Consider the following 18,419-nt stretch of genomic DNA (forward strand, 5'->3'; position numbering starts at 1 on the left):
TGACCATATGGTCAAGCGACTTGACCAATTCGTCAAGGGTGTTTCAATGCGGCGTGCAGAACTCCGAGGCCCTCGCCCTGACCGCCGCCCTGCTCGCCACCGCGGGCGACCTGACCAAGCGCATCAACGACGGTGTCGTCGCCCGCGGATTCGAGGTGCGGCCCGCGCACGGTTTCGCCTTCGCCCGGCTCGCTCCGGACGGCGCGACGGTCACCGAGCTCGCCGCCCATCTCGGGGTGACGAAGCAGGCCGCGAGTCAGCTCGTCGACGAGATCGTGCGCAAGGGGTACGCCGAGCGGCGGCCGCATCCCGAGGACGCGCGGGCCCGGCTCGTCATGCTGACCGAGCGCGGGTGGGCCTGTACCCGCGCGGCGGAGGAGGCGGCCGCCGAGGTCGTGGCGAGGTGGGTCGAGCTGCTCGGGGAGGGTGAAGTGGGCGTGTTGTGGGACCACTTGGCGCGCATCGCGCCCTACGGTCGCATCAGGCCCGCCTGGTGATGCTTTGTCCGTCCCGCCCCGACCTTGCCAGTTATCACTGGAAGTTTTTACTGACGCGTAACTTCACACCTCAGCTACTCGCCCGTAACTTGACGAATGAACAGCATCCTCGTGATCCGGATCACAGGGCGTAAGGCCGTCGCAACTCCCTTGAGCCGCAAGGAGATCACACGATGCTGCCCTGGAAGCGAGTGCTCAGACCGCTGGTCGCGCTGCTGCTGACCGCCGCGGTCGCCGCCGTCCCCGCCACCGCCGCCCACGCGGCCGCCGCGGCCCCGACCTCGTCAAGTGGCTGGAACGACTACTCCTGCAAGCCGTCCGCCACCCACCCCCGCCCCGTCGTCCTGGTCCACGGCACCCTCGCCAACTCCGTCGACAACTGGCTGTCCCTCGCCCCGTACCTCGAGGACCGCGACTACTGCGTCTTCTCCCTCGACTACGGCGAGCTGCCGGGCGTCCCCGTCTTCCACGGCCTCGGTCCCATCGACAAGTCGGCCGAGCAGCTGTCCGCCTTCGTCGACAAGGTGCTCGCCGCGACCGGCGCCGCCAAGGCCGACCTCGTCGGCCACTCGCAGGGCGGCATGATGCCCCGCTACTACCTGAAGTTCCTCGGCGGAGCCGCCAAGGTGAACGCCCTCGTCGGCATCGCACCCAACAACCACGGCACCACCCTCAGCGGGCTCACCAACCTGCTGCCGTACTTCCCGGGCGCCGAGGACCTGCTCACCCTGGCCACCCCCGCGCTCGCCCAGCAGGTCGTCGGGTCCGACTTCATGACCAAACTCAACGCGGGCGGCGACACCGTGCCCGGCGTCCACTACACGGTCATCGCCAGCAAGTACGACGAGGTCGTCACCCCGTATCGAACCCAGTTCCTGAGCGGGTCCGACGTGAAGAACGTCCTGATCCAGGACCTGTGCCCGCTCGACCTGTCCGAGCACGCACTCCTCGGACTGACCGACCGGATCGCCTTCCACGAGGTGGCGAACGCTCTCGACCCGGCGCACGCCACCGCGACCACCTGTGCGTCGGTGCTGAGCTGACCACCGCCGGGGCCTGTCCGGCCTGAGCCGCCGGTCAGGCCCCGGAGTCTCATTCGCTGCCGCCGCCCGTCGCACGCCGCCGCACCGACGCGAACAGCGTCGCCGCCCCGAGCGCCAGCGCGGCCGCGCCGCCGACGGCGAGATACGGGGTGCTGCCGTCACCGCCGGTCTCGGCCAGGTTCTCGGTCGCGCCCGCCGCCTTCGGCTCATTGGCGGCGACGGCCTTCGCGGTCGGTTCCGTGCTCGGCTCCGCGGACGTACTGGCGTCGTCGTCCCCATGGCCGTGGTGCTCGATCGTCGACTTGTCGGCACCGTCCTCGATCTGCTGCTCGGAGGGCGCGGAGGCGGCGGCCGGGGCTTCCGTGGAGCCGCTGGACCCGCTGGAGCCGCCGCCGAAGGTGACGTCCGAGCAGGAGTAGAACGCCTCCGGGCTGTCCGAGCGCTGCCAGATCGCATACAGCAGCTGCCTGCCGGAGCGCTCGGGAAGCGTGCCGGAGAACGTGTAGAAGCCGCCCGAGGCCACCGGGTCCGTGGCCGTCGCCACCGGGTGCTCCAGGTCCAGATCGGACCAGGCCAGCGGCTGCGCGGGGTCGTAGCCGGACTTGGTCAGGTAGACCTTGAAGGTGCCCTTGTGCTGGGCGGTCACGCGGTACTTGAAGGTGTACGAGCCACTGCTCACGCCGGTCGCCGGCCAGTCGGCGCGGGCCAGATCGAGGCCCTTGAACTCCTCGTCGGCGGCACTGCACAGCTTGCCGTCCGGGATGAGCGCCTGGTGCCGCCCGTTCGCGTCGCCGATCCGGATACCGTTCCAGTCGTAGAGCGCCTGTGTGCCGCCGGCCGCGACCGCCGCCTTGCAGGCTGCCGACTTCGGGCTCTCGGGGCCCTCCGCGTAGCACTGCGAGACCCGGCTGTCGGGGTCGCCCATCGAGCCGTGCGCGGCCGCGGGGACGGCGGCGAGGGCGGTCAGGGCGAGCGGGGCGGTGCCCAGCGTGGCGGCGACGGCGAGCTTGCGGCGGCGAGCGGGTATGCGGGAACTCCTCGAAACGATCCTTGGGGCGGGCCGGATCCCATGGGGGTGATCGACAAGCTAGCCGCAAGCAACCGTGAAATCGCCTGCTGGAGGCGGTCGACGGAGATCCTTATGGTCGCTTTAAGGCCGGGCTAACTGAGCGATCAGAAAGGCGGTTCGAGGGGCGTGGCGCGGCACGGAGTCGGGGGACAGGGAACACCGTCAACTCGGCACCGGCGGACTGTGGATCAGCGAGATCATCCAACGCCCCGGAGTCTCCACGAGGACAGAACCGGATACCGTGCGCGCATGACCGACGACGCGATCCGCCCGGCCGTAGCCGCCGAGGTCCCCGCCGTGAAGGCCGTGACCGACACGGCGTACCACCGCTACATCGAGCGCATCGGCGTCGTGCCGCAGCCCATGGAGGCGGACCACGCGGCGAACGTGGCCGCGGGGCGCGTGTTCGTCGCGGGCGAGCCCGGGACCGGGAGGGTGATCGGCCTCGTCGTGCTGGAGGCGTACGAGGACCATCTCTTCCTCGACAGCATCGCCGTCCACCCCGACGCACACGGCGAGGGGGTGGGGCGGCGGCTGCTGGCGTTCGTGGAGGCACGCGCGCGTGCGCTGGGTCTGCCCGAAATCAGGCTGTACACCAACGCGATGATGTGGGAGAACCAGAAGATCTACCCGAAGTTCGGATACGAGGTCGTGGAACGCCGCGTCGACGGGCCCTACGACCGCATCCACTACCGCAAACGACTGGTCTGACCGGCGCAGGCGGCCGGTCCGGTCAGCCGTCCGGCCACCAGGTGCGTGCGATGTCCTTGCGGACCTCGGGCCGCCCGGCGGGACGCTCGTCGGTCTCCTCGCGGACCCGGCGGGCGTCCGTCTTCTTCAGGGGCTTCTGCACTGTCATGCGGCGCATGGCTGCCTCCTTCGAGCGCCTACCGAGTTCCGTGTTCTCACGGAGGTAGACCCTTTCGGCGAGAGTTCCTCATCGGAGGCCGTCTGTCAGTGGCCGGAGTCACGATTCGATTGTCAGTGGTGGGTGTCACGCTTGCCGCATGACGGATGAGATCGCTGACTTCACGACTACGACCTCGGCAAACGTGGACTGGGACGCGGAGGCCGCCGCGTTCGACGACGAGCCGGATCACGGGCTGCGGGATCCGGAGGTGCGCTCGGCCTGGGCGCGACGGCTGCGCGCCTGGCTGCCCGAGCGGGCGGGCGACCTGCTCGACCTCGGCTGCGGAACCGGCAGCCTGTCGCTCCTCGCGGCCGAGCAGGGACACCACGTCACCGGCGTCGACCGGTCCCCGGTCATGGTCGCCCTCGCCCGCGAGAAGCTCGCCGGACGTGACGCCGCGTTCCTCGTCGGTGACGCGGCGGCACCGCCGGTGGGCGAGCAGCGCTTCGACACCGTGCTCGTACGGCATGTGCTGTGGGCCCTGCCCGACCCGGGCCGTGCCCTGCGGCACTGGCGGGACCTGCTGCGCCCCGGTGGCCGGCTCGTGCTGGTCGAGGGAGTGTGGGGCACCCTCAGCCCGGTCGGCATACCCGCCGACCGGCTCACGGCCCTCGTGACGCCTCTGGCCGAGGAGGTGCGCCTGGAGCGACTGTCGGACGAGGCGCTGCTATGGGGGAAGGACGTGGCGGACGAGCGGTACGCGGTGGTGGCCCTGACGTGAGCCGGGCGGACCCTGGGGCGTGTCTCGCCCTAGGTGAGCAGCTCGTCGAAGCCACCCTCGCGGGCCAGCCGCTCCAGCTGGTCGAGGGCGGCCACGGCGGCGGACGCGGCCTCCGGGTCCTTCTCCGTGAGGCCGCTCTCCTCGAACTCGTCCTCGTCCAGCCGTCGTACGTCGCTGCCGTCGGCGGAGCGCCACAGGTCCAGGTCGAGGTCCTCGACGACGAGTTCGGTGCCGGAGAGGGTCGCCGGGCGGGCGATGTCGCAGTACCAGCCCTTGAGCGTGCCCGCGGGGCCACGCACCTCCATCACCGCGTACCAGCGGTCCCGCCAGTAGTACTCCGTGAAGACGTCGCCCGGTTCGAAGCGCACGAAGCCGAAGTCGCGCACGGCACCGCCCGCGAAGGGCGCGCGCACGACGATCCGGGTGCCGTCGTCCTGGAGCAGCTCCGCGGGGTAACGGATCTTCGTCCGGCCGCCCTTGACGAGGACGACGTCCACCGAGCGGGCCGGGTCAGCCGAGTTCGCGGACATAGCGCACCTCCGTCCCGCAGATCTCGTACCCGAACCACTTGTTGATCGCGAGCATCGGGCCGTTGCCGGCGTCGTTGCCCGTGAACGCCTCCGTGTACCCGGCCGCGCGGGCGCGGTGCAGGGAGGCGGTCTTGGCGAGCTTGGCCAGTCCCCGGCCGCGGTAGGCGCGGGCGGTGCCGGTCATGGCGCTGGCGTAGCGGGTGCCGCGGTCCGTGTGGGCCGCGCTGAAGGCGGCGGGGCGGCCGTCGACGACCACGACCGCGGTCACGTCATGGTCGAGGAGCGGGTGCTTCCAATTCTCCTCGACCCAGGTCTCGTAGTCGGTGAACTCGGTGTCGAGGTCGCTGGGTTCGTCCAAGGTCGTCTCCGCGTCCAGCTCGAACAGCGGGCGCGGGTCGTCCGCGAAGTCGGCGGCGGTGCGCAGCTCGACGCCGGGCGGCGGGTCCTGGAGCGGTGGCAGGGTGCCGTTCGCCAGGTCCAGCCGGAGGAAGTGGGCCGAGCGGCTCGCGCGGTAGCCGTGCCGCTCGGCGAACGCGCGGTTGGCAGGCTCGTCGAGGACCCAGGAGAACAGCCTGGTCGCGCCCTGCGCGGCCAGATACTCCTCGGCGGCGCGGACGAGGAGCCCGCCGGCGCCGCGGCGTACCCGGTCCGGGTGCACGTAGACGTTGAGGAAGCCCTGGCCCGGCTCCGGGCTGTCGTGGGCGAGGCCGAGCTGGGCCGTGCCGATCATCTCGCCGTCCTCCTCCGCGACGAGGCACCGGAAGCGGGCGTCCGGGTGGGTGTGGACGAGCCGGTGGACGACAGCGTCCGGGGTCCACAGGATGAACGGGAGGGCAAGATGGCGGACATGGGCGAAGGCCTCGATGTCGGGGCGGACGTCGGGACGCAGGTCGCGCACGATCACAGTCATGCAGCCGCACGCTACGGGGTACCTGCGCCGGGACGCCTCTCATTTTCGGGCGGGGCACGGGCGGGGCACGGGCGCGTGCGGGACAATCACCCCGTGACCTTGAAGATCGACATCGATGACAGTGCCCCGCCGTACGAGCAGGTACGGACGCAGATCTCCGCGCAGGCGCGGTCGGGGGTGCTGCCGGTGGGGTACCGGCTGCCGACCGTGCGCGGACTGGCCGAGTCGCTGGGCCTCGCGGTGAACACGGTGGCCAAGGCGTACCGGGCGCTGGAGGCGGACGGGGTGATCGAGACACGCGGGCGGCACGGCACCTATGTCGCGGCGGCCGGCGCGGCCGCGGAGCGGGAACTGGCGGCGGCCGCGCAGGCCTACGTGGAGCGGGCCCGGCGGCTCGGACTCACGGAGGCGGACGCGCTGGCGGCCGTCCGCGACGCCCTGCGGGCGGCGTACGAGAGCTAGGGAGTTCAGTGGCGGGCATCCTGACGCACGCCCTCCGGCGTACGCGTCGGCGTCAGCCCCGTCGCCCTCGCCGCCCGTGCGAAGACCCCCGCGTCCTCGACCGCCGCCCCGCCCGGGTCGTTGTTGAAGTACGCGTACACGTCCCGGCCGTCGGACCACGTGTCGGCGATGCGCTGGACCCATGTCGACAGGGCCTGGCGGCCGTAGCGGGGCCAGGGCAGGGCGCGGCCGTGGTGGAAGCGGACATAGCCCCAGTCGGTGGTGCGCCACAGCGGGGTGACCGGCCGGGACCCCGCGTCGGCCCAGCACAGGGCCGCGCCCCGGGACTCCAGCACCTCGCGCACCTCGGGCGTCCACCACGAGTCGTGGCGGGGCTCGACCGCGATCCGCGTGCCCTTCGCGAAGCAGGCGAGGCATCTGTCCAGCAGCCCCGGATCGGCGCGCAGGTTCGGCGGCAGCTGGAGGAGGACCGGGCCGAGGCGGCCGCCGAGGCCCGCCGCGTGGGTCATCAGGCGGTCGACCGGCTCCTCGGGGTCCCGCAGCCGCTTGATGTGGGTGAGATAGCGGCTCGCCTTGACCGCGACCACGAAGTCCGCGGGTACCCGGTCGCGCCAGCTCTCGAAGGTCTCGCGGCTCGGCAGTCGGTAGAAGGCGTTGTTGATCTCCACCGTGGCGAAGTGCGTCGTGTACTCCTCCAGCCACAGCCGCAGGGGCACGTCGGCCGGGTAGAGCACGTCGCGCCAGTCCCGGTACTGCCAGCCCGACGTGCCCACGAACAGGGTCATACCCCCATGAAAACACTCAGGGCGCCAGAGGTGGTCGCTGAGCTGTCGCCGGAGATGTCGCTAGAGATAGAGCCCCGCATCCGCCGCGTCCCGCGGCTCCGGCACCGAGGTCGGTGACGTCCCCCGCCGCAGCGCGTACAGCTCCGCCAGCGTCGCCCCGTCCCGGCCGACCCCTTCCTCCGTGCCCAGCCAGTTCACCGCCTCCGCGCGGGTCAGCGCGCCGACCTCGATACGGGCCAGACAGCGGCCGGGGCGGACGACGGCCGGGTGGAGACGTTCCAGGTCCTCGTTGGTCGTGACGCCGACCAGGACGTTGCGGCCCTGGCCGAGCAGGCCGTCGGTCAGGTTGAGCAGGCGGGACAGGGCCTGGCCTGCAGTGTGCTTGGCCTCGCCGCGGATCAGTTCGTCGCAGTCCTCCAGGAGCAGCAGTCGCCAGCGCCCCTTGCCCGCCGAGTCCTCCTCGCCGATCGCGATGTCCATGAGATAGCCGACGTCACTGAAGAGCCGCTCCGGGTCCAGGACGCAGTCCACCTGGCACCAGTCCCGCCAGGAACGCGCCAGCGTGCGCAGCGCCGAGGTCTTGCCGGTGCCGGGCGGTCCGTGCAGCAGGAGCAGCCGGCCGGCGATGTCCTCGGGGGTCGTCTTCATCAGGCGGTCCATCGCGTCGGCCACCGGTGCCGTGTAGTTGGCCCGCACCTCGTCCCACGTGCCCGCCGAGATCTGCCGGGTGGTGCGGTGCGGGCCCCGTCTAGGGGACACGTACCAGAAGCCCATCGTCACGTTCTCCGGCTGCGGTTCGGGCTCGTCCGTCGCGCCGTCCGTGGCCTGGTCCAGGACCTTCGCCGCGAGCTCGGCGCTGGTCGCCGTGACCGTGACGTCGGCGCCCCGGTTCCAGCGGGAGACGAGGAGTGTCCAGCCGTCGCCCTCGGCCAGCGTCGCGCTGCGGTCGTCGTCGCGGGCGATGCGCAGTACGCGGGCGTCCGGCGGCAGCAGCGACGCGCCGGACCGTACGCGGTCGATGTTCGAGGCGTGCGAGAACGGCTGCTCGCCCGTCGCGAAGCGGCCGAGGAACAGCGCGTCGACGACGTCGGACGGGGAGTCGGAGTCGTCGACGGTGAGCCGGATCGGCAGAGCGTCGTGTGGGTTCGCGGACATGCCGCCATGATCCGGCACACGGGCGCCGAGTGCACCCGGTTTCCGCGGTGCGCGTCGAAGTGTCGGCTGCGTTCCCCACTTCCGGTGTGTCCCTTCTGCGCCCCTTCTTCGCCCCTCTGTATCTCCTCCGTCCTGTTACAAGGGTGTGCCATGCCAACACCTGCCCGTACGCCCGTTCCCGCCGTTACTGTTGCCCTTGATGGGACGTCATGGGTGGAATTCGGGGGCACTGCGGTGGCGACTCACCGCGCTGCTCGGCGTGGGCGTGGCCGCACTTGCTCTGATCGTGACCCTGATCAACACGCTGCCCGGGGGCGGCGGCACCACCGCGGGCACCACGCCCGACGGCGGCGAGGTGCACGGCACTCCCGCCACCCCGAAGGAGGTGGCGAAACCCGAGGTGGGCTGGGGCTTCACGCACACCCAGTTCAGCGCCGACGAGGGCAGCGGCGCCGCCACCCGGCGGGTCGAGGGGCTGCTGTCGGCGGACGGGGGCCTGCCGCAGAACCAGGCCATCATGGGCTGGGGCGCCGACAACCCCGAGCCGGTGAAGGGGCGTTACGACTTCGGCGCGCTGGACCGCCGTATCGACTTCGTGCGGGACTCCGGCGGCACCCCGGTCATCACCCTGTGCTGCTCACCGGACTGGATGAAGGGCGGCAAGGCCGGCACCGGCAACACCGACTGGAGCCAGTCCGCCCTGGAGACCGCCCCGCGGCCCGAGCACTACGCGGACTTCGCGGCGCTCGCCGCGACCGTCGCCAAGCGCTACCCGGACGTACGCCACTTCATCGTCTGGAACGAGTTCAAGGGCTTCTGGAACAACGCCGAGGGCCGCTGGGACTACGAGGGGTACACACAGCTGTACAACCTCGTCTACAAGGCCCTGAAGAAGGTCGACAAGAACATCATGGTCGGCGGCCCGTACCTGGTGATGGACAGCGTGGACCCGCGCGCGGAAGAGGCCTCGACGACCTTCAAGGGCAAGTGGGGCGCCATGGACCAGCGGGTCCTCGACGCCTTCGACTACTGGAACAAGAACAAGGCCGGCGCGGACTTCGTCGTCGTCGACGGCTCCAGTTACACCAAGGACGACGACCTGCTGCCGGACGAGTTCGGCGCCACCGACAAGTTCACCGCCGTCGGTGAGTGGGTACGGCGGCAGACCGGCGGTCTGCCCCTGTGGTGGGCGGAGTACTACGTCGAACCCGCCGACGGCAACGACGACCGCAAGGGCTGGTCCGAGACCCGCCGCCTCGCCGTGCAGGCCGCCGGCATGATCGCGATGGTCAGGGGCGGCGCGTCCTCCGGCTTCTACTGGAACCCGGAGGAGGAGAAGGGCACCGACTGCCCGGGCTGCCTTTGGACACCGACCAGCACCGGGGGCGGCGGCGGGAAACTGCCCATGTACGACCTGGTCTCCCGGTTCGGTGAGGCGTTCGGGCCGGGCACGAAGTACGCGACCGTGCCCGTCGCCCCGGACGACGTACCCAACGTCCGGGTCCTCGCCACCGACAAGGTCGTCCTGGTGGTCAACATCCTCGACCGGCCGATCAGCGCGCAGATCGACGGCAAACGGTTCGAGATGCAGGCGTACGAGGTGAAGTGGCTCACCAGATGAGCTCGGTGAGCCACCTCACCCGCACGCGCCTCACTTCATGGTCAGGAACCGCTGCACCAGCGCCGCGAACAGTACCGCCAGCAGCGGTAGCGCGAACCAGAAGCTGCTCTGCAGCCACCGCAGCCGCCGCACGCTCGGCCGCATCGCGACCCGGACCACCTCGCGCGCGGCCAGCAGCATGATCAGCGCGACGGCCGCCAGCGCCCCGACGACCGACCAGGGCGTCCAGGTGATCTGCGGGCCGATCGGACCGGGCTCGGCCTTGGGCACCTTGCCCGCCGGCTGTTTGCGCAGCGCGTACATGGTCACGTCGTCGTTGACGAGGACCTTCTTCAGCTCCTGCCGCTGGTCCAGGTTCTCCAGCAGCCGCGGCTCCCAGGTCGCCGAGTAGCCCACGTCCAGCTGGAGGTAGACGACCTGGCTGCGGTTGACCATCAGGTACGAGTGGGGGCCCGCGTCCTTCAGCGCCTTGACCAGGCCCGACACCAGCACCGGGTCGCTGGGCGCCAGCGTCGGCACGTACTGCACCTTCTCCATGTCCTTCGCGCCCCACGGCATCGCGGGCGTCACGTTGTTCACGGTGTCATTGCTCAGCCACAGCAGGCGCACGGTCGGGTCGTCGTGGGCGTAGACGTAGTCCATGGCGGTGACCTCGCCGGGCCGGATCCGCTCGAACGGCTCGTTGCCCCAACGGGCCACCAGGAAGCCGCCCATGAGGATCAGGCCCGCCAGGAGCGCGGCCATCGGGGCGAGGCTCATCCGGTCCTTGTCGCGTTCCTCGGCGGTGATCCCGGTACGCGGGAACAGCGCGAGTCCGGCGAGCAGGGCGGCGCCCGGCAGAGCGAACATGAAGACGCGCAGCGCCATCTCGCCGCCGTAGGACTGCATGCCGAAGCCCAGGAACGGGACGAACGTGAGGACGATCAGCGACCGCTCGCGGTACTTGTGGTAACGCCGCCGCCACCAGCCCCAGCAGGCGAACGCCATCACTCCGCCGGCCAGCAGCACGCGCGTGTAGAGCACGAGTTTGTGGGTGGAACTACCGCCCTGGATACGGCCGGAGACGGAGGTCGAGACATTGCTGCCGACGCCGCCGACCCCGCCGAACAGCTCGTCGAAGTGCCCGGACCAGTACGGCTCGGCCATGAAGCCCACCCACACCGCCACGATCACGGCGAACAGCAGGGGCAGGCCGCGCAGTTCGGAGCGGCCGAGCAGGACCAGGACCGCCAGTACGCCCAGCATCACGAACGGGGTGAGCTGGTGGGCCGGGACGCTCGCCGCGAACAGGCCGATCAGCACGCCGAGCAGGACCGCCTGTTGGCGACGGTTGGCCGGCTCGACCTCCGCCTCGCCGGGCCGCCGCTTCGTCCAGAGCACGCGCGGGGCGCGGAACCAGACGAGCAGGATCGCCACGAAGGCCAGGTAGAGGAGGTAGGTGAAGCCCTGCGGGGAGAAGTAGTCCTGGCCGACCCAGCCGCTGAGCACGAAGATCCAGATGCCGGTCCACTTGGCGCGCCAGCTCGCCCGCATCGAGCGCACCAGCAGGAACATCGGTGCCAGGTAGAGGAGTTGGATGGCCAGCGGCCACCAGCGGATCAGCTCGGTGTAGTCGGTGACCCCGCACGCCTTCAGTACGAACGTGGCCGCCGCGAAGAAGCCCGGCCAGCTCCAGCGCGCGTCCAGGTCGGGCACGGCCGAACCGGTCCGGTCGATGTAGTCGAGGAAGCCCAGGTGTTGCCAGGCGGTCGCGAACCGCGGCTCGGTCTCGATCACTGTGGGCAACGCGTGCAGCGAGACGACCGTCGCGAGCAGCGTGACCAGCAGCAGCCCCTTGTGCTCGCGGCCCAGCCACAGCAGCGCGGCGAAGACCCCGATCAGCAGCGCGGCGCCGATCAGTGTCGGCAGCGGCAGGACCGAGATCAGCCCGAGCCCGCCCATCTCGTCGAGGTCGGTCTCGCCGAGGCGCAGCGCGGGCACCCAGTAGAGCAGCAGCGCGGCGGCCAGCAGACAGCCGAGGACCAGACCGATGCGGGTCGGCAGCAGGCGCTCGCGCCAGGAGCGCGGCGCGTCGGGTTCACGTACGGACGGATCCTCGGGCACGGGGGGATCTTCCCGTACGGGCGGATCCTGCCGTACCGGAAGATCCCGTCGTACGAGTGATGCCTGCGCCTGCCGTACGACCGACCGGTCCGCCTCCGAGGCCTCGTCGAGTTCACGGTCCAGTTCGTCGAAGCCCGCTTCGAAGTCCGCCCCGAACGGGGCGTCGATCTCCGTCTCCTTCCGGAGCGAGGCCGCGGCCGGGCCGGGCGACGCCTCCGACCCCGGCTGCCGCTCCAGCGCCCGGGTCGGCCGGTCGGTGCCGACCGCGGGTGTGCCGGCGGGCGGGGTGCCCGGGCCCGGGCGGACGTCGGGCCGGCGCTCCTGGTGGTCGAAGTCGACGTGGATGCCGAGGGCGAGGGTGTCGGAGTCCAGCGCCCAGGCGGGCCTGCGGAACGCGCCCGGCGCGGGGACCTCGCGCGCCCCCAGGTCGGCGAGGTCCCCGTCCGGGGCGGCGGTCTCGGGAACCGCGGCCGGCGCGGCCCTGACCGTGCGGTACAGCCTGGGCGCGGCGAGCGTCACGATCACCGCGAGGCTGGAGATCTCGGCCACGCCCGCGCCGGTCAGGCCCATGCGGGGCAGGAGCAGCAGCGTCAGACCGAGCACCAGGACGCACAGCAGGCCCTGCAGCCAGGCGAGTGGGCCGGTGCGGCTCTGGGCGCGCAGCACCGCGAAGTACGTCTCCATGACGACCCGCAGCACCGCGCCGACGGCGAACCAGCGCAGCAGCGGGGTGGCCGCGTCCGCGTAGCCCGCGCCGAAGACGCCCAGGATCCAGGGCGCGCCGACGAACAGCACACCGGTGACCGGCAGCATGATCCGGGCCATCCGCTTCAGCGCGGCCCGGGTGTTGGCGGCCAGCAGGGCCGGGTCGTGCGAGCCCTCGACGGTCAGCGACGCGCCCATGTTGATGGCGAGCAGGTTGACCGTGCCGCCGATCGTCGTGGTGATGTAGAAGTACGCGTTGTCCTCGGAGCTGACCTGCGAGGCGATGATCACCGGGACGAGGTAGACCACGGCGAGCGAGAACAGCGAGCCGGTGTAGTCGCCGGCGAGGAACCGTCCGATCTCCTTCAGGGTCGGCGGTTTCGCGTGGCCCTCGGTCGCCTTCACGTGCCGGGGCACCAGCCGGCGGAACACCAGCCAGCCCAGCGGCACCACGGAGGTCGCGATCGCGGCGACCCAGGACACGAAGACCCCGGTCGTGGGGATCGCCACCGCGAACGCGACGAGCAGCCCCAGCTTGACGGCCGAGAACACGGTGTTGCCGACCGGCACCCACAGTGCGCTGCGCAGCCCCGTCAGCACACCGTCCTGGAGCGTGAGCAGGTTCCAGGCGACGATCGCCGCGATGAAGCCGAGGCCGTTGAGCGGTCCGTGCAGGAAGCGATACGACGGCCCCCACGCGTCCAGGGTCAGCAGGAAGACGCCCGCGGCCACCGCCACGACCGCCGAACTGCCCGCGTACGTACGGAAGATGAAGCGGGCCGTGGCGCGCCCGGCGACCGGTATGAAGCGGGCCAGCGCGCCCGTGAGGGTCACCGCGGTCAGGCCCGCGAGGAGCTTCATCGCGGCGATCGCGGCGGAACCCTGGCCGACCGCCGACTCGGAGTAGTAGCGGGCGGCGGCCAGCCAGAAACCGAGGCCGAGCACCGCGGAGATGCCCGTGTTGAGCATCAGGGCGTAGGCGTTGCGGAACAGCTGGTTGCCGCCGCCTGGGGACCTGCCCAGACCGGGCAGGCGCAGCCGGCGCGCCGCCCGCTCGGGCGCCTCGGTCGCGGTCGACGCTTCCTGGGCTGTGGTGGTCGTCGTGTCAGACACGGGAACGGCTGGCCTTCCGGCGGATCTGGCGGGCTCTGCGGACCATCGCGTACCCCTTGGTGAGGGCACGGTCCCTGGCGAAGGTACGGGCGATCGTGCGGCCCTCGACGAGACGCTCGAACTCCTCGATGCCGGTGCTGCGGCGCACCGTGACGCGTTGCAGGGCGTACGGCCCCTGGCGGCGGCGGGCGAGACCGTTGCCGACGGCGAGCGCCTGGGCGAAGCCGTGCGAGCGGACTTCGTCGCGCACCCGGCGACTGGAGTAGCCGTAGGGGTAGGCGAACGACACCGGCAGGGCGCCCAGTTCGTCGGCGACGATGTCCCGGCAGCGGGCCAGCTCGCCCCGCAGGGAGTCGTCGTCGAGCTGGTCGAGCTGCGGGTGGCTGTGGCTGTGGCCACCGATCTCGACGTCCGCGCCCGCGAGGTCGCGCACCTGGTCCCAGTCGAGCATGGTGTCCAGACCGCCGCCGGTGTCGTACGCGCCCCGGATCCAGCCGGTGGACACGAACAGCGTGGCCGCGAAGCCGTGTTTGGCGAGGACGGGCAGGGCATGCCGGTGCACGCCCTCGTAGCCGTCGTCGAAGGTGATCAGGACCGGGCGGCCGGGCAGCGGCCGGCCGGACCGCCAGCGGGTGGCCAGGTCGGCCGTGGTGACCGGGGTGAGGCCCAGCTCGCCGACGAGCGCCATCTGTTCGGCGAACGCTTCGGGGGCGACCGACAGGGCCCGGGTGGCGTCGTTCGGATCGGCCGCGACCGCGTGGTACATGAGGATGGGCACGCGTGGCTCAGTCATGTGCTTCCCCCTCGGCTCTTTCGCCCCCGACTGCTTGACCCTTGGCTGCCGGCCCTTCGGCTGCTTGCCCCTCGATCCGCACCACCGAGAAGGTGGTCCCGCCCCTGCGCGTCCGGGCGCGGCCCACCACGTACCCGCCGGCCGCCGTGAGCACCCCGGCGACGATCGCGCCGGCGCGGCCCGCGCCGCCCGGCCGGGCGAGCAGCGCGTCCCGCAGGCCGCGGGCCACCCCGGCCGGCAGGACCCGGGTCGTGTACCGCCGCTCGGACTCCAGGCCCTTGCCGGCGCCGACACTCCGGGCCACCAGGGCCTTGGACAGGCCCTCGGCGTAGGCGCGCGTGCGGAAGTACCCGAAGTGCTCGCGCGCCTCGGGCACCCGATGATGGATCACCGCTCGATCGTCGATCAGCAGGACCGCGTCGGGTCTGGCCCGGGTGAGACGGATGCACAGCTCCGTCTCCTCGCAGCCCAGCGGGCGCCGGTCGCCGTCACGCCCGATGCCGGTGGCGAAGCCGCCCGCCGCGTCGAACGCCGTACGCCGGAAAGAAGCGTTTCCGCCGAGGACGTTGCGCACCTGGACCCGGCCCGGGGGCAGGCCCCGGTACGTACAGCCCACCACCCAGTCGAACTCCTCGGGGAACCAGGCGGGCCGGCGCCCCGACGCCCAGATCGGCACCGTACGGCCGCCGACCGCCAGCACGCGCGGGTCGGCGTACCCCTCGGCGAAGCGGCGCAGCCAGTCCCGCTCGGCGACGGCGTCGTCGTCCAGGAAGGCGATCACCTCGCCGCGGGAGGCGGCGATGCCGGTGTTGCGTCCGGCGGACAGCCCGCGGGGACCCGCGTTGGCGAGAACCCGGACCTCCCCGGTTTCCTTGTACTCCTTCGTCAGGCGGTCCAGGAGCGCCGGGTTGTGGTCGACGACCAGCAGCGTCTCCAGGGCCGGACGGGACTGCGTGCGCACGGAGGCGACCGCCGCGAGGATGTCCTCCCAGCGGTCCTCCGTGTAGACGCAGATCACGACGGAGATGTCGGGACCGCTCAAGACACCTCTCCCCGGACCGAGTCGAGCATCGGCGAGTGGTGGGCCTGCCGGCGCAGCTCCCGCCGGTTCGAGCGCTCCTTGAGGATCACCTTCAGCACCCGGAACCCGTCCCGCACGGCCCGCAGATTGCTCGCGCCGTGGATGCGGAGGTACTCGTAGCTCGGTATCTCCTGCACCTTCAGACCGGCCTTGACCACCCGGATGTTCATCAGGGTCTCGACCTCGAAGCCCGTGCAGTCCAGGTCGATCTTGTCGAGGCAGTGCCGCCAGAACGCGTTGTATCCGTAGCAGAGGTCGGTGTAGCGGGCGCCGAACTTGCGGTTGACGACCGTGCACAGCGCCCAGTTGCCGAGTTTGCGGATGAAGGTCATGTCGTCGGTGCCGCCGCCGTTGGCGAAGCGGGAGCCCTTGGCGAAGTCCGCGCCCGAGACCAGGGCGGAGACGTACGAGACGATCTCGTTGCCGTCGGCCGAGCCGTCCGCGTCGACCATCACGATGATGTCGCCGGTGCACGCCTCGAACCCGGTGATCAGGGCATCCCCCTTGCCCTTGCCGTGCTGCTCGACGACCCTGACGCCGGGCCACAGCCCGCGGGCGACCTCAACGGTGTCGTCGGTGGAGTTGCCGTCGACCAGGACCACTTCGTGTATCCAGTCCGGAAGGGTCTTGAAGACGTACGGAAGGTTCTCCGCCTCGTTCATGGCCGGTATGACCACGCTCACCGGTGGCGTTATCGCCAGGTGAGAGGAGATCGGCCGGTAGCTGCCGGCCGTCAGCGGATCCTGGCCCGACGTGGGCGGGCGCAGAACTGAGCTCATGGGTCTGGTCCCTCTCGTCCGGTGGACCGCCCGCCCCTGGGGGCGGCCCGGTTTTGTGTCCGGTTCGAAAGGGGGGTTTCTCACCCACGGCACGGCGAAATGGCTCTCCGTGCACGCGGATGAGCTGGCAAAGCTGCCGGCCCGCCCAAGAACGGCGGCCGGTCGCGCGGCACGACCCGGCGACAAGTGCGCTCACCGAGTACGGCACCCCCCTACCGCGCTCCGCCCCGATACGCCGCGGCTCTTGGTCCCTCCCCTGAAGCCGTGTGCCGACGGACCGATGCGGGTGAGATGTACGACGGTATTGATGATTGAACCCATATGGCAAGACCTGGAACGAGGCCTCACGTTTTTGTTGGTTTGGCCGTTACACAACTTTGCACAGTGTTGCTCACCGGTTGGAGCGGAAATGCCCCATCCGCTTGAGCAGCCTGTCCGCCGGCTCGAACAGCTCCGGACGGGACAGCACCACATTGCGCAGCGCCCGGACCGGGGCACGCCGTGCCCGGTGTCCGACCGCCACAGGGTGACGTCGTGTCACCCACCCTTCGGACACGGTGAGTTCGCGTGTCTTCAGGGAGTCCTTGTATTCCTTCTGGCCCCGGCCGAGATCGAGGTACGCGATGCCGTCGGCGGCGGCCGCCTCGGCCATGCGCAGATGCAGGATGAGGCCTGGGGAGTACTTCGAGAACGCCGGGTCGTACGCCGGGAACCAGCAGGCCAGTACGCGTTCGGTGCGCAGCCCGAAGTGCGCGGCGATCGGCTTGTCGTCCGCGTAGAGCACCGACAGGATCCCGGCGAACGGCTCGGAGCGGGTGTGGAACAGCTGGTGCACGAGGCGGGTGATCCACTCGTGCGCGAAGCGGTCGCTGCGCCCGGTCCGCCGGTACTGCGCGGACTTCCACGCCATCAGGGTGGCCAGGGCGGCCGGGTCGCGCTCGTCGTGGACGTACCGCACGCCGCCGGCGTCCCGGCCGAGCTTGCGCTCCTTGGCGAGCGTGGTCCGGGTGAACTTCGGCGACTGGGCGCGCAGTTGGCCCAGATAGGTCTCGTAGCCCTGGTCGACGTCCATGACCGGGGACGGGAAGGTGCCGGAGGCTCCCGCCTCGAACGGCTCCTGGCCTTCCACCAGGTGGTCGAACTCCCATACGGCGAGCCCGCAGGCCCGCATCAGTTCGCGGGCGTCCCAGACGAACCCGGGCCGGTGCACCAGGCCCTGTGCGTCGGAGACACCGAGGCCGACGGCTCTGCCGACGCCGGCGGTGGATCTGTGGAACGGGAAGTACGCGGCCGGCTCGCCGTCCTCCCGGACGACCGCGATCCGTACGCCGCGTCTGACCCGGCCCATCGCGAGCGTGAACTCGGGGGACAGGAACGGGTTCGCGAGACCGGGCGCGCCGTGCAGATGCGCCTTGGACTGCATCGCCGTCCACGCCGCCCGGTCGGCGGCGCTCAGCTCGCCGGGGCGGTACACGCTGATGTCCACGTCAGGAGCCCTGTCTTCTCGCCGTACGGCCGCGCAGCCGCCGCACCAGAACCAGCAGGAGAGCGAGGGCACTGATCACGGTCACCGCCGTGATCCCGCCGGGTACCGACCAGCGGTGCACGGCCAGCATGCCCTGGGCCACCAGCATGTTGAGAACGACCGCGCCCGCAACCGAGGCGAGGGCGCGACCGAAAGGATCCAGCCCGCGCAGCGCGGCGGAGATGGCGGTCGCCGGGGCGGCGAGCAGGAAGAACAGTACGAACGGGCCGCGCAGGGGTGAGTCCGAGTCGGTGAGCGCGAGCAGCGCACCGATCGTCCCGACGGCCGTGGCGGCGCCCGCGAGCAGCGGCGACAGGTCCCTCCCCGGTCCTGGCCCCGCGCGCTCGGTGCCCTCCGCCGACGTCGTTGACGGTGTCTTGATGCGTATGGTCTGCATTGGCGACTTTGCCCCCCGAAGCGCCGGATGCCGGGCTTCAATGTCGCGCAGCGCGAAGGGGGCCGTCAAGATGCGGAAGTGGTTCACCGCGCTTCTCGTCCGGGATCGGGTTACTGGTCCCCGGAGGCGGTGGGGGTCGCCTTTCAGCGGAAGTTGACGGAGCGTCAGTAGGGCTGACATGGGCACGCAGTGAACTGCTGGTGCGCCTGAGGCGCGAGTG

18 protein-coding genes are annotated in these 18,419 nt (G+C 71.1%); 6 read left to right on the forward strand and 12 right to left on the reverse strand.

Annotated elements, in window-relative coordinates; all coding sequences use genetic code 11:
• The first annotated feature begins 53 nt into the window (after positions 1-53).
• Together ACFY16_RS21115 and ACFY16_RS21120 are read left to right on the forward strand one after the other, a co-directional pair.
• Positions 54-497, forward strand: a complete 444-nt coding sequence (locus ACFY16_RS21115) for a MarR family winged helix-turn-helix transcriptional regulator (protein ID WP_390648676.1) — start codon at positions 54-56, stop codon at positions 495-497.
• A gap of 173 nt (positions 498-670) precedes the next feature.
• On the forward strand, positions 671-1,540 hold the full coding sequence (locus ACFY16_RS21120) for an esterase/lipase family protein (protein ID WP_390648677.1): 870 nt from the start codon (positions 671-673) through the stop codon (positions 1,538-1,540).
• Positions 1,541-1,589: 49 nt separating this feature from the next.
• Here ACFY16_RS21120 and ACFY16_RS21125 read toward each other — a convergent pair whose 3' ends face one another.
• Positions 1,590-2,567: a lytic polysaccharide monooxygenase gene (locus tag ACFY16_RS21125; RefSeq protein ID WP_390648953.1), complete on the reverse strand. Its 978-nt coding sequence runs from the start codon at positions 2,565-2,567 to the stop codon at positions 1,590-1,592.
• 291 nt (positions 2,568-2,858) lie between these two features.
• On the opposite strand from ACFY16_RS21125, the gene ACFY16_RS21130 reads away from it, so the two are divergent.
• Positions 2,859-3,320, forward strand: a complete 462-nt coding sequence (locus tag ACFY16_RS21130; protein ID WP_390648678.1) for a GNAT family N-acetyltransferase — start codon at positions 2,859-2,861, stop codon at positions 3,318-3,320.
• Between the two features lie 22 nt (positions 3,321-3,342).
• Here ACFY16_RS21130 and ACFY16_RS21135 read toward each other — a convergent pair whose 3' ends face one another.
• Positions 3,343-3,477 (reverse strand): hypothetical protein, encoded by a 135-nt coding sequence (locus ACFY16_RS21135; RefSeq protein ID WP_390648679.1) that lies wholly within the window; start codon positions 3,475-3,477, stop codon positions 3,343-3,345.
• Positions 3,478-3,616: 139 nt separating this feature from the next.
• Between ACFY16_RS21135 and ACFY16_RS21140 the strand changes: the two genes are divergently transcribed.
• A complete protein-coding gene (locus ACFY16_RS21140) occupies positions 3,617-4,240 on the forward strand; it encodes a class I SAM-dependent methyltransferase (protein ID WP_390648680.1) in 624 nt (207 codons plus the stop codon).
• A 29-nt stretch (positions 4,241-4,269) separates the two neighbouring features.
• Here the strand turns inward: ACFY16_RS21140 and ACFY16_RS21145 are convergent, their stop codons facing one another.
• Both ACFY16_RS21145 and ACFY16_RS21150 read right to left on the reverse strand, forming a co-directional pair.
• Positions 4,270-4,770, reverse strand: a complete 501-nt coding sequence (locus ACFY16_RS21145; RefSeq protein ID WP_390648681.1) for a DUF402 domain-containing protein — start codon at positions 4,768-4,770, stop codon at positions 4,270-4,272.
• Positions 4,751-5,680 (reverse strand): GNAT family N-acetyltransferase, encoded by a 930-nt coding sequence (locus ACFY16_RS21150; protein ID WP_390648682.1) that lies wholly within the window; start codon positions 5,678-5,680, stop codon positions 4,751-4,753. Before ACFY16_RS21150 ends, ACFY16_RS21145 begins: the two co-directional genes overlap by 20 nt.
• Positions 5,681-5,773: 93 nt before the next feature.
• On the opposite strand from ACFY16_RS21150, the gene ACFY16_RS21155 reads away from it, so the two are divergent.
• Complete coding sequence (locus tag ACFY16_RS21155) at positions 5,774-6,142, forward strand: GntR family transcriptional regulator (RefSeq protein WP_390648683.1); 369 nt, start codon at positions 5,774-5,776, stop codon at positions 6,140-6,142.
• Between the two features lie 5 nt (positions 6,143-6,147).
• Here the strand turns inward: ACFY16_RS21155 and ACFY16_RS21160 are convergent, their stop codons facing one another.
• Entirely contained in the window at positions 6,148-6,927 is a 780-nt protein-coding gene (locus ACFY16_RS21160) for a DUF72 domain-containing protein (protein ID WP_390648684.1), read from the reverse strand.
• Between the two features lie 60 nt (positions 6,928-6,987).
• Positions 6,988-8,082: a DUF5925 domain-containing protein gene (locus ACFY16_RS21165; protein ID WP_390648685.1), complete on the reverse strand. Its 1,095-nt coding sequence runs from the start codon at positions 8,080-8,082 to the stop codon at positions 6,988-6,990.
• A gap of 199 nt (positions 8,083-8,281) precedes the next feature.
• On the opposite strand from ACFY16_RS21165, the gene ACFY16_RS21170 reads away from it, so the two are divergent.
• Positions 8,282-9,703 (forward strand): xylan 1,4-beta-xylosidase, encoded by a 1,422-nt coding sequence (locus ACFY16_RS21170; protein ID WP_390648686.1) that lies wholly within the window; start codon positions 8,282-8,284, stop codon positions 9,701-9,703.
• Between the two features lie 30 nt (positions 9,704-9,733).
• Here the strand turns inward: ACFY16_RS21170 and ACFY16_RS21175 are convergent, their stop codons facing one another.
• The 6 genes from ACFY16_RS21175 to ACFY16_RS21200 form a co-directional block, all read right to left on the reverse strand.
• Positions 9,734-13,624, reverse strand: coding sequence for a polysaccharide biosynthesis C-terminal domain-containing protein (locus ACFY16_RS21175; protein WP_390648687.1), 3,891 nt, complete (start codon positions 13,622-13,624; stop codon positions 9,734-9,736).
• Positions 13,617-14,417, reverse strand: a complete 801-nt coding sequence (locus ACFY16_RS21180; protein WP_390648688.1) for a polysaccharide deacetylase family protein — start codon at positions 14,415-14,417, stop codon at positions 13,617-13,619. Before ACFY16_RS21180 ends, ACFY16_RS21175 begins: the two co-directional genes overlap by 8 nt.
• The gene (locus ACFY16_RS21185; protein ID WP_390648689.1) at positions 14,410-15,459 is read right to left on the reverse strand and encodes a glycosyltransferase family 2 protein; all 1,050 of its coding nucleotides are present in this window, start codon (positions 15,457-15,459) and stop codon (positions 14,410-14,412) included. Before ACFY16_RS21185 ends, ACFY16_RS21180 begins: the two co-directional genes overlap by 8 nt.
• A complete protein-coding gene (locus ACFY16_RS21190; RefSeq protein ID WP_351144150.1) occupies positions 15,456-16,277 on the reverse strand; it encodes a glycosyltransferase family 2 protein in 822 nt (273 codons plus the stop codon). Before ACFY16_RS21190 ends, ACFY16_RS21185 begins: the two co-directional genes overlap by 4 nt.
• Positions 16,278-16,668: 391 nt before the next feature.
• Entirely contained in the window at positions 16,669-17,763 is a 1,095-nt protein-coding gene (locus ACFY16_RS21195; protein ID WP_390648690.1) for a GNAT family N-acetyltransferase, read from the reverse strand.
• Position 17,764: 1 nt separating this feature from the next.
• Positions 17,765-18,199: a hypothetical protein gene (locus ACFY16_RS21200; protein ID WP_390648691.1), complete on the reverse strand. Its 435-nt coding sequence runs from the start codon at positions 18,197-18,199 to the stop codon at positions 17,765-17,767.
• Between the last annotated feature and the right edge of the window lie 220 nt (positions 18,200-18,419).

The organism is Streptomyces sp. NPDC001315 (assembly GCF_042896175.1).
In the GTDB taxonomy this organism is placed as follows: domain Bacteria; phylum Actinomycetota; class Actinomycetes; order Streptomycetales; family Streptomycetaceae; genus Streptomyces.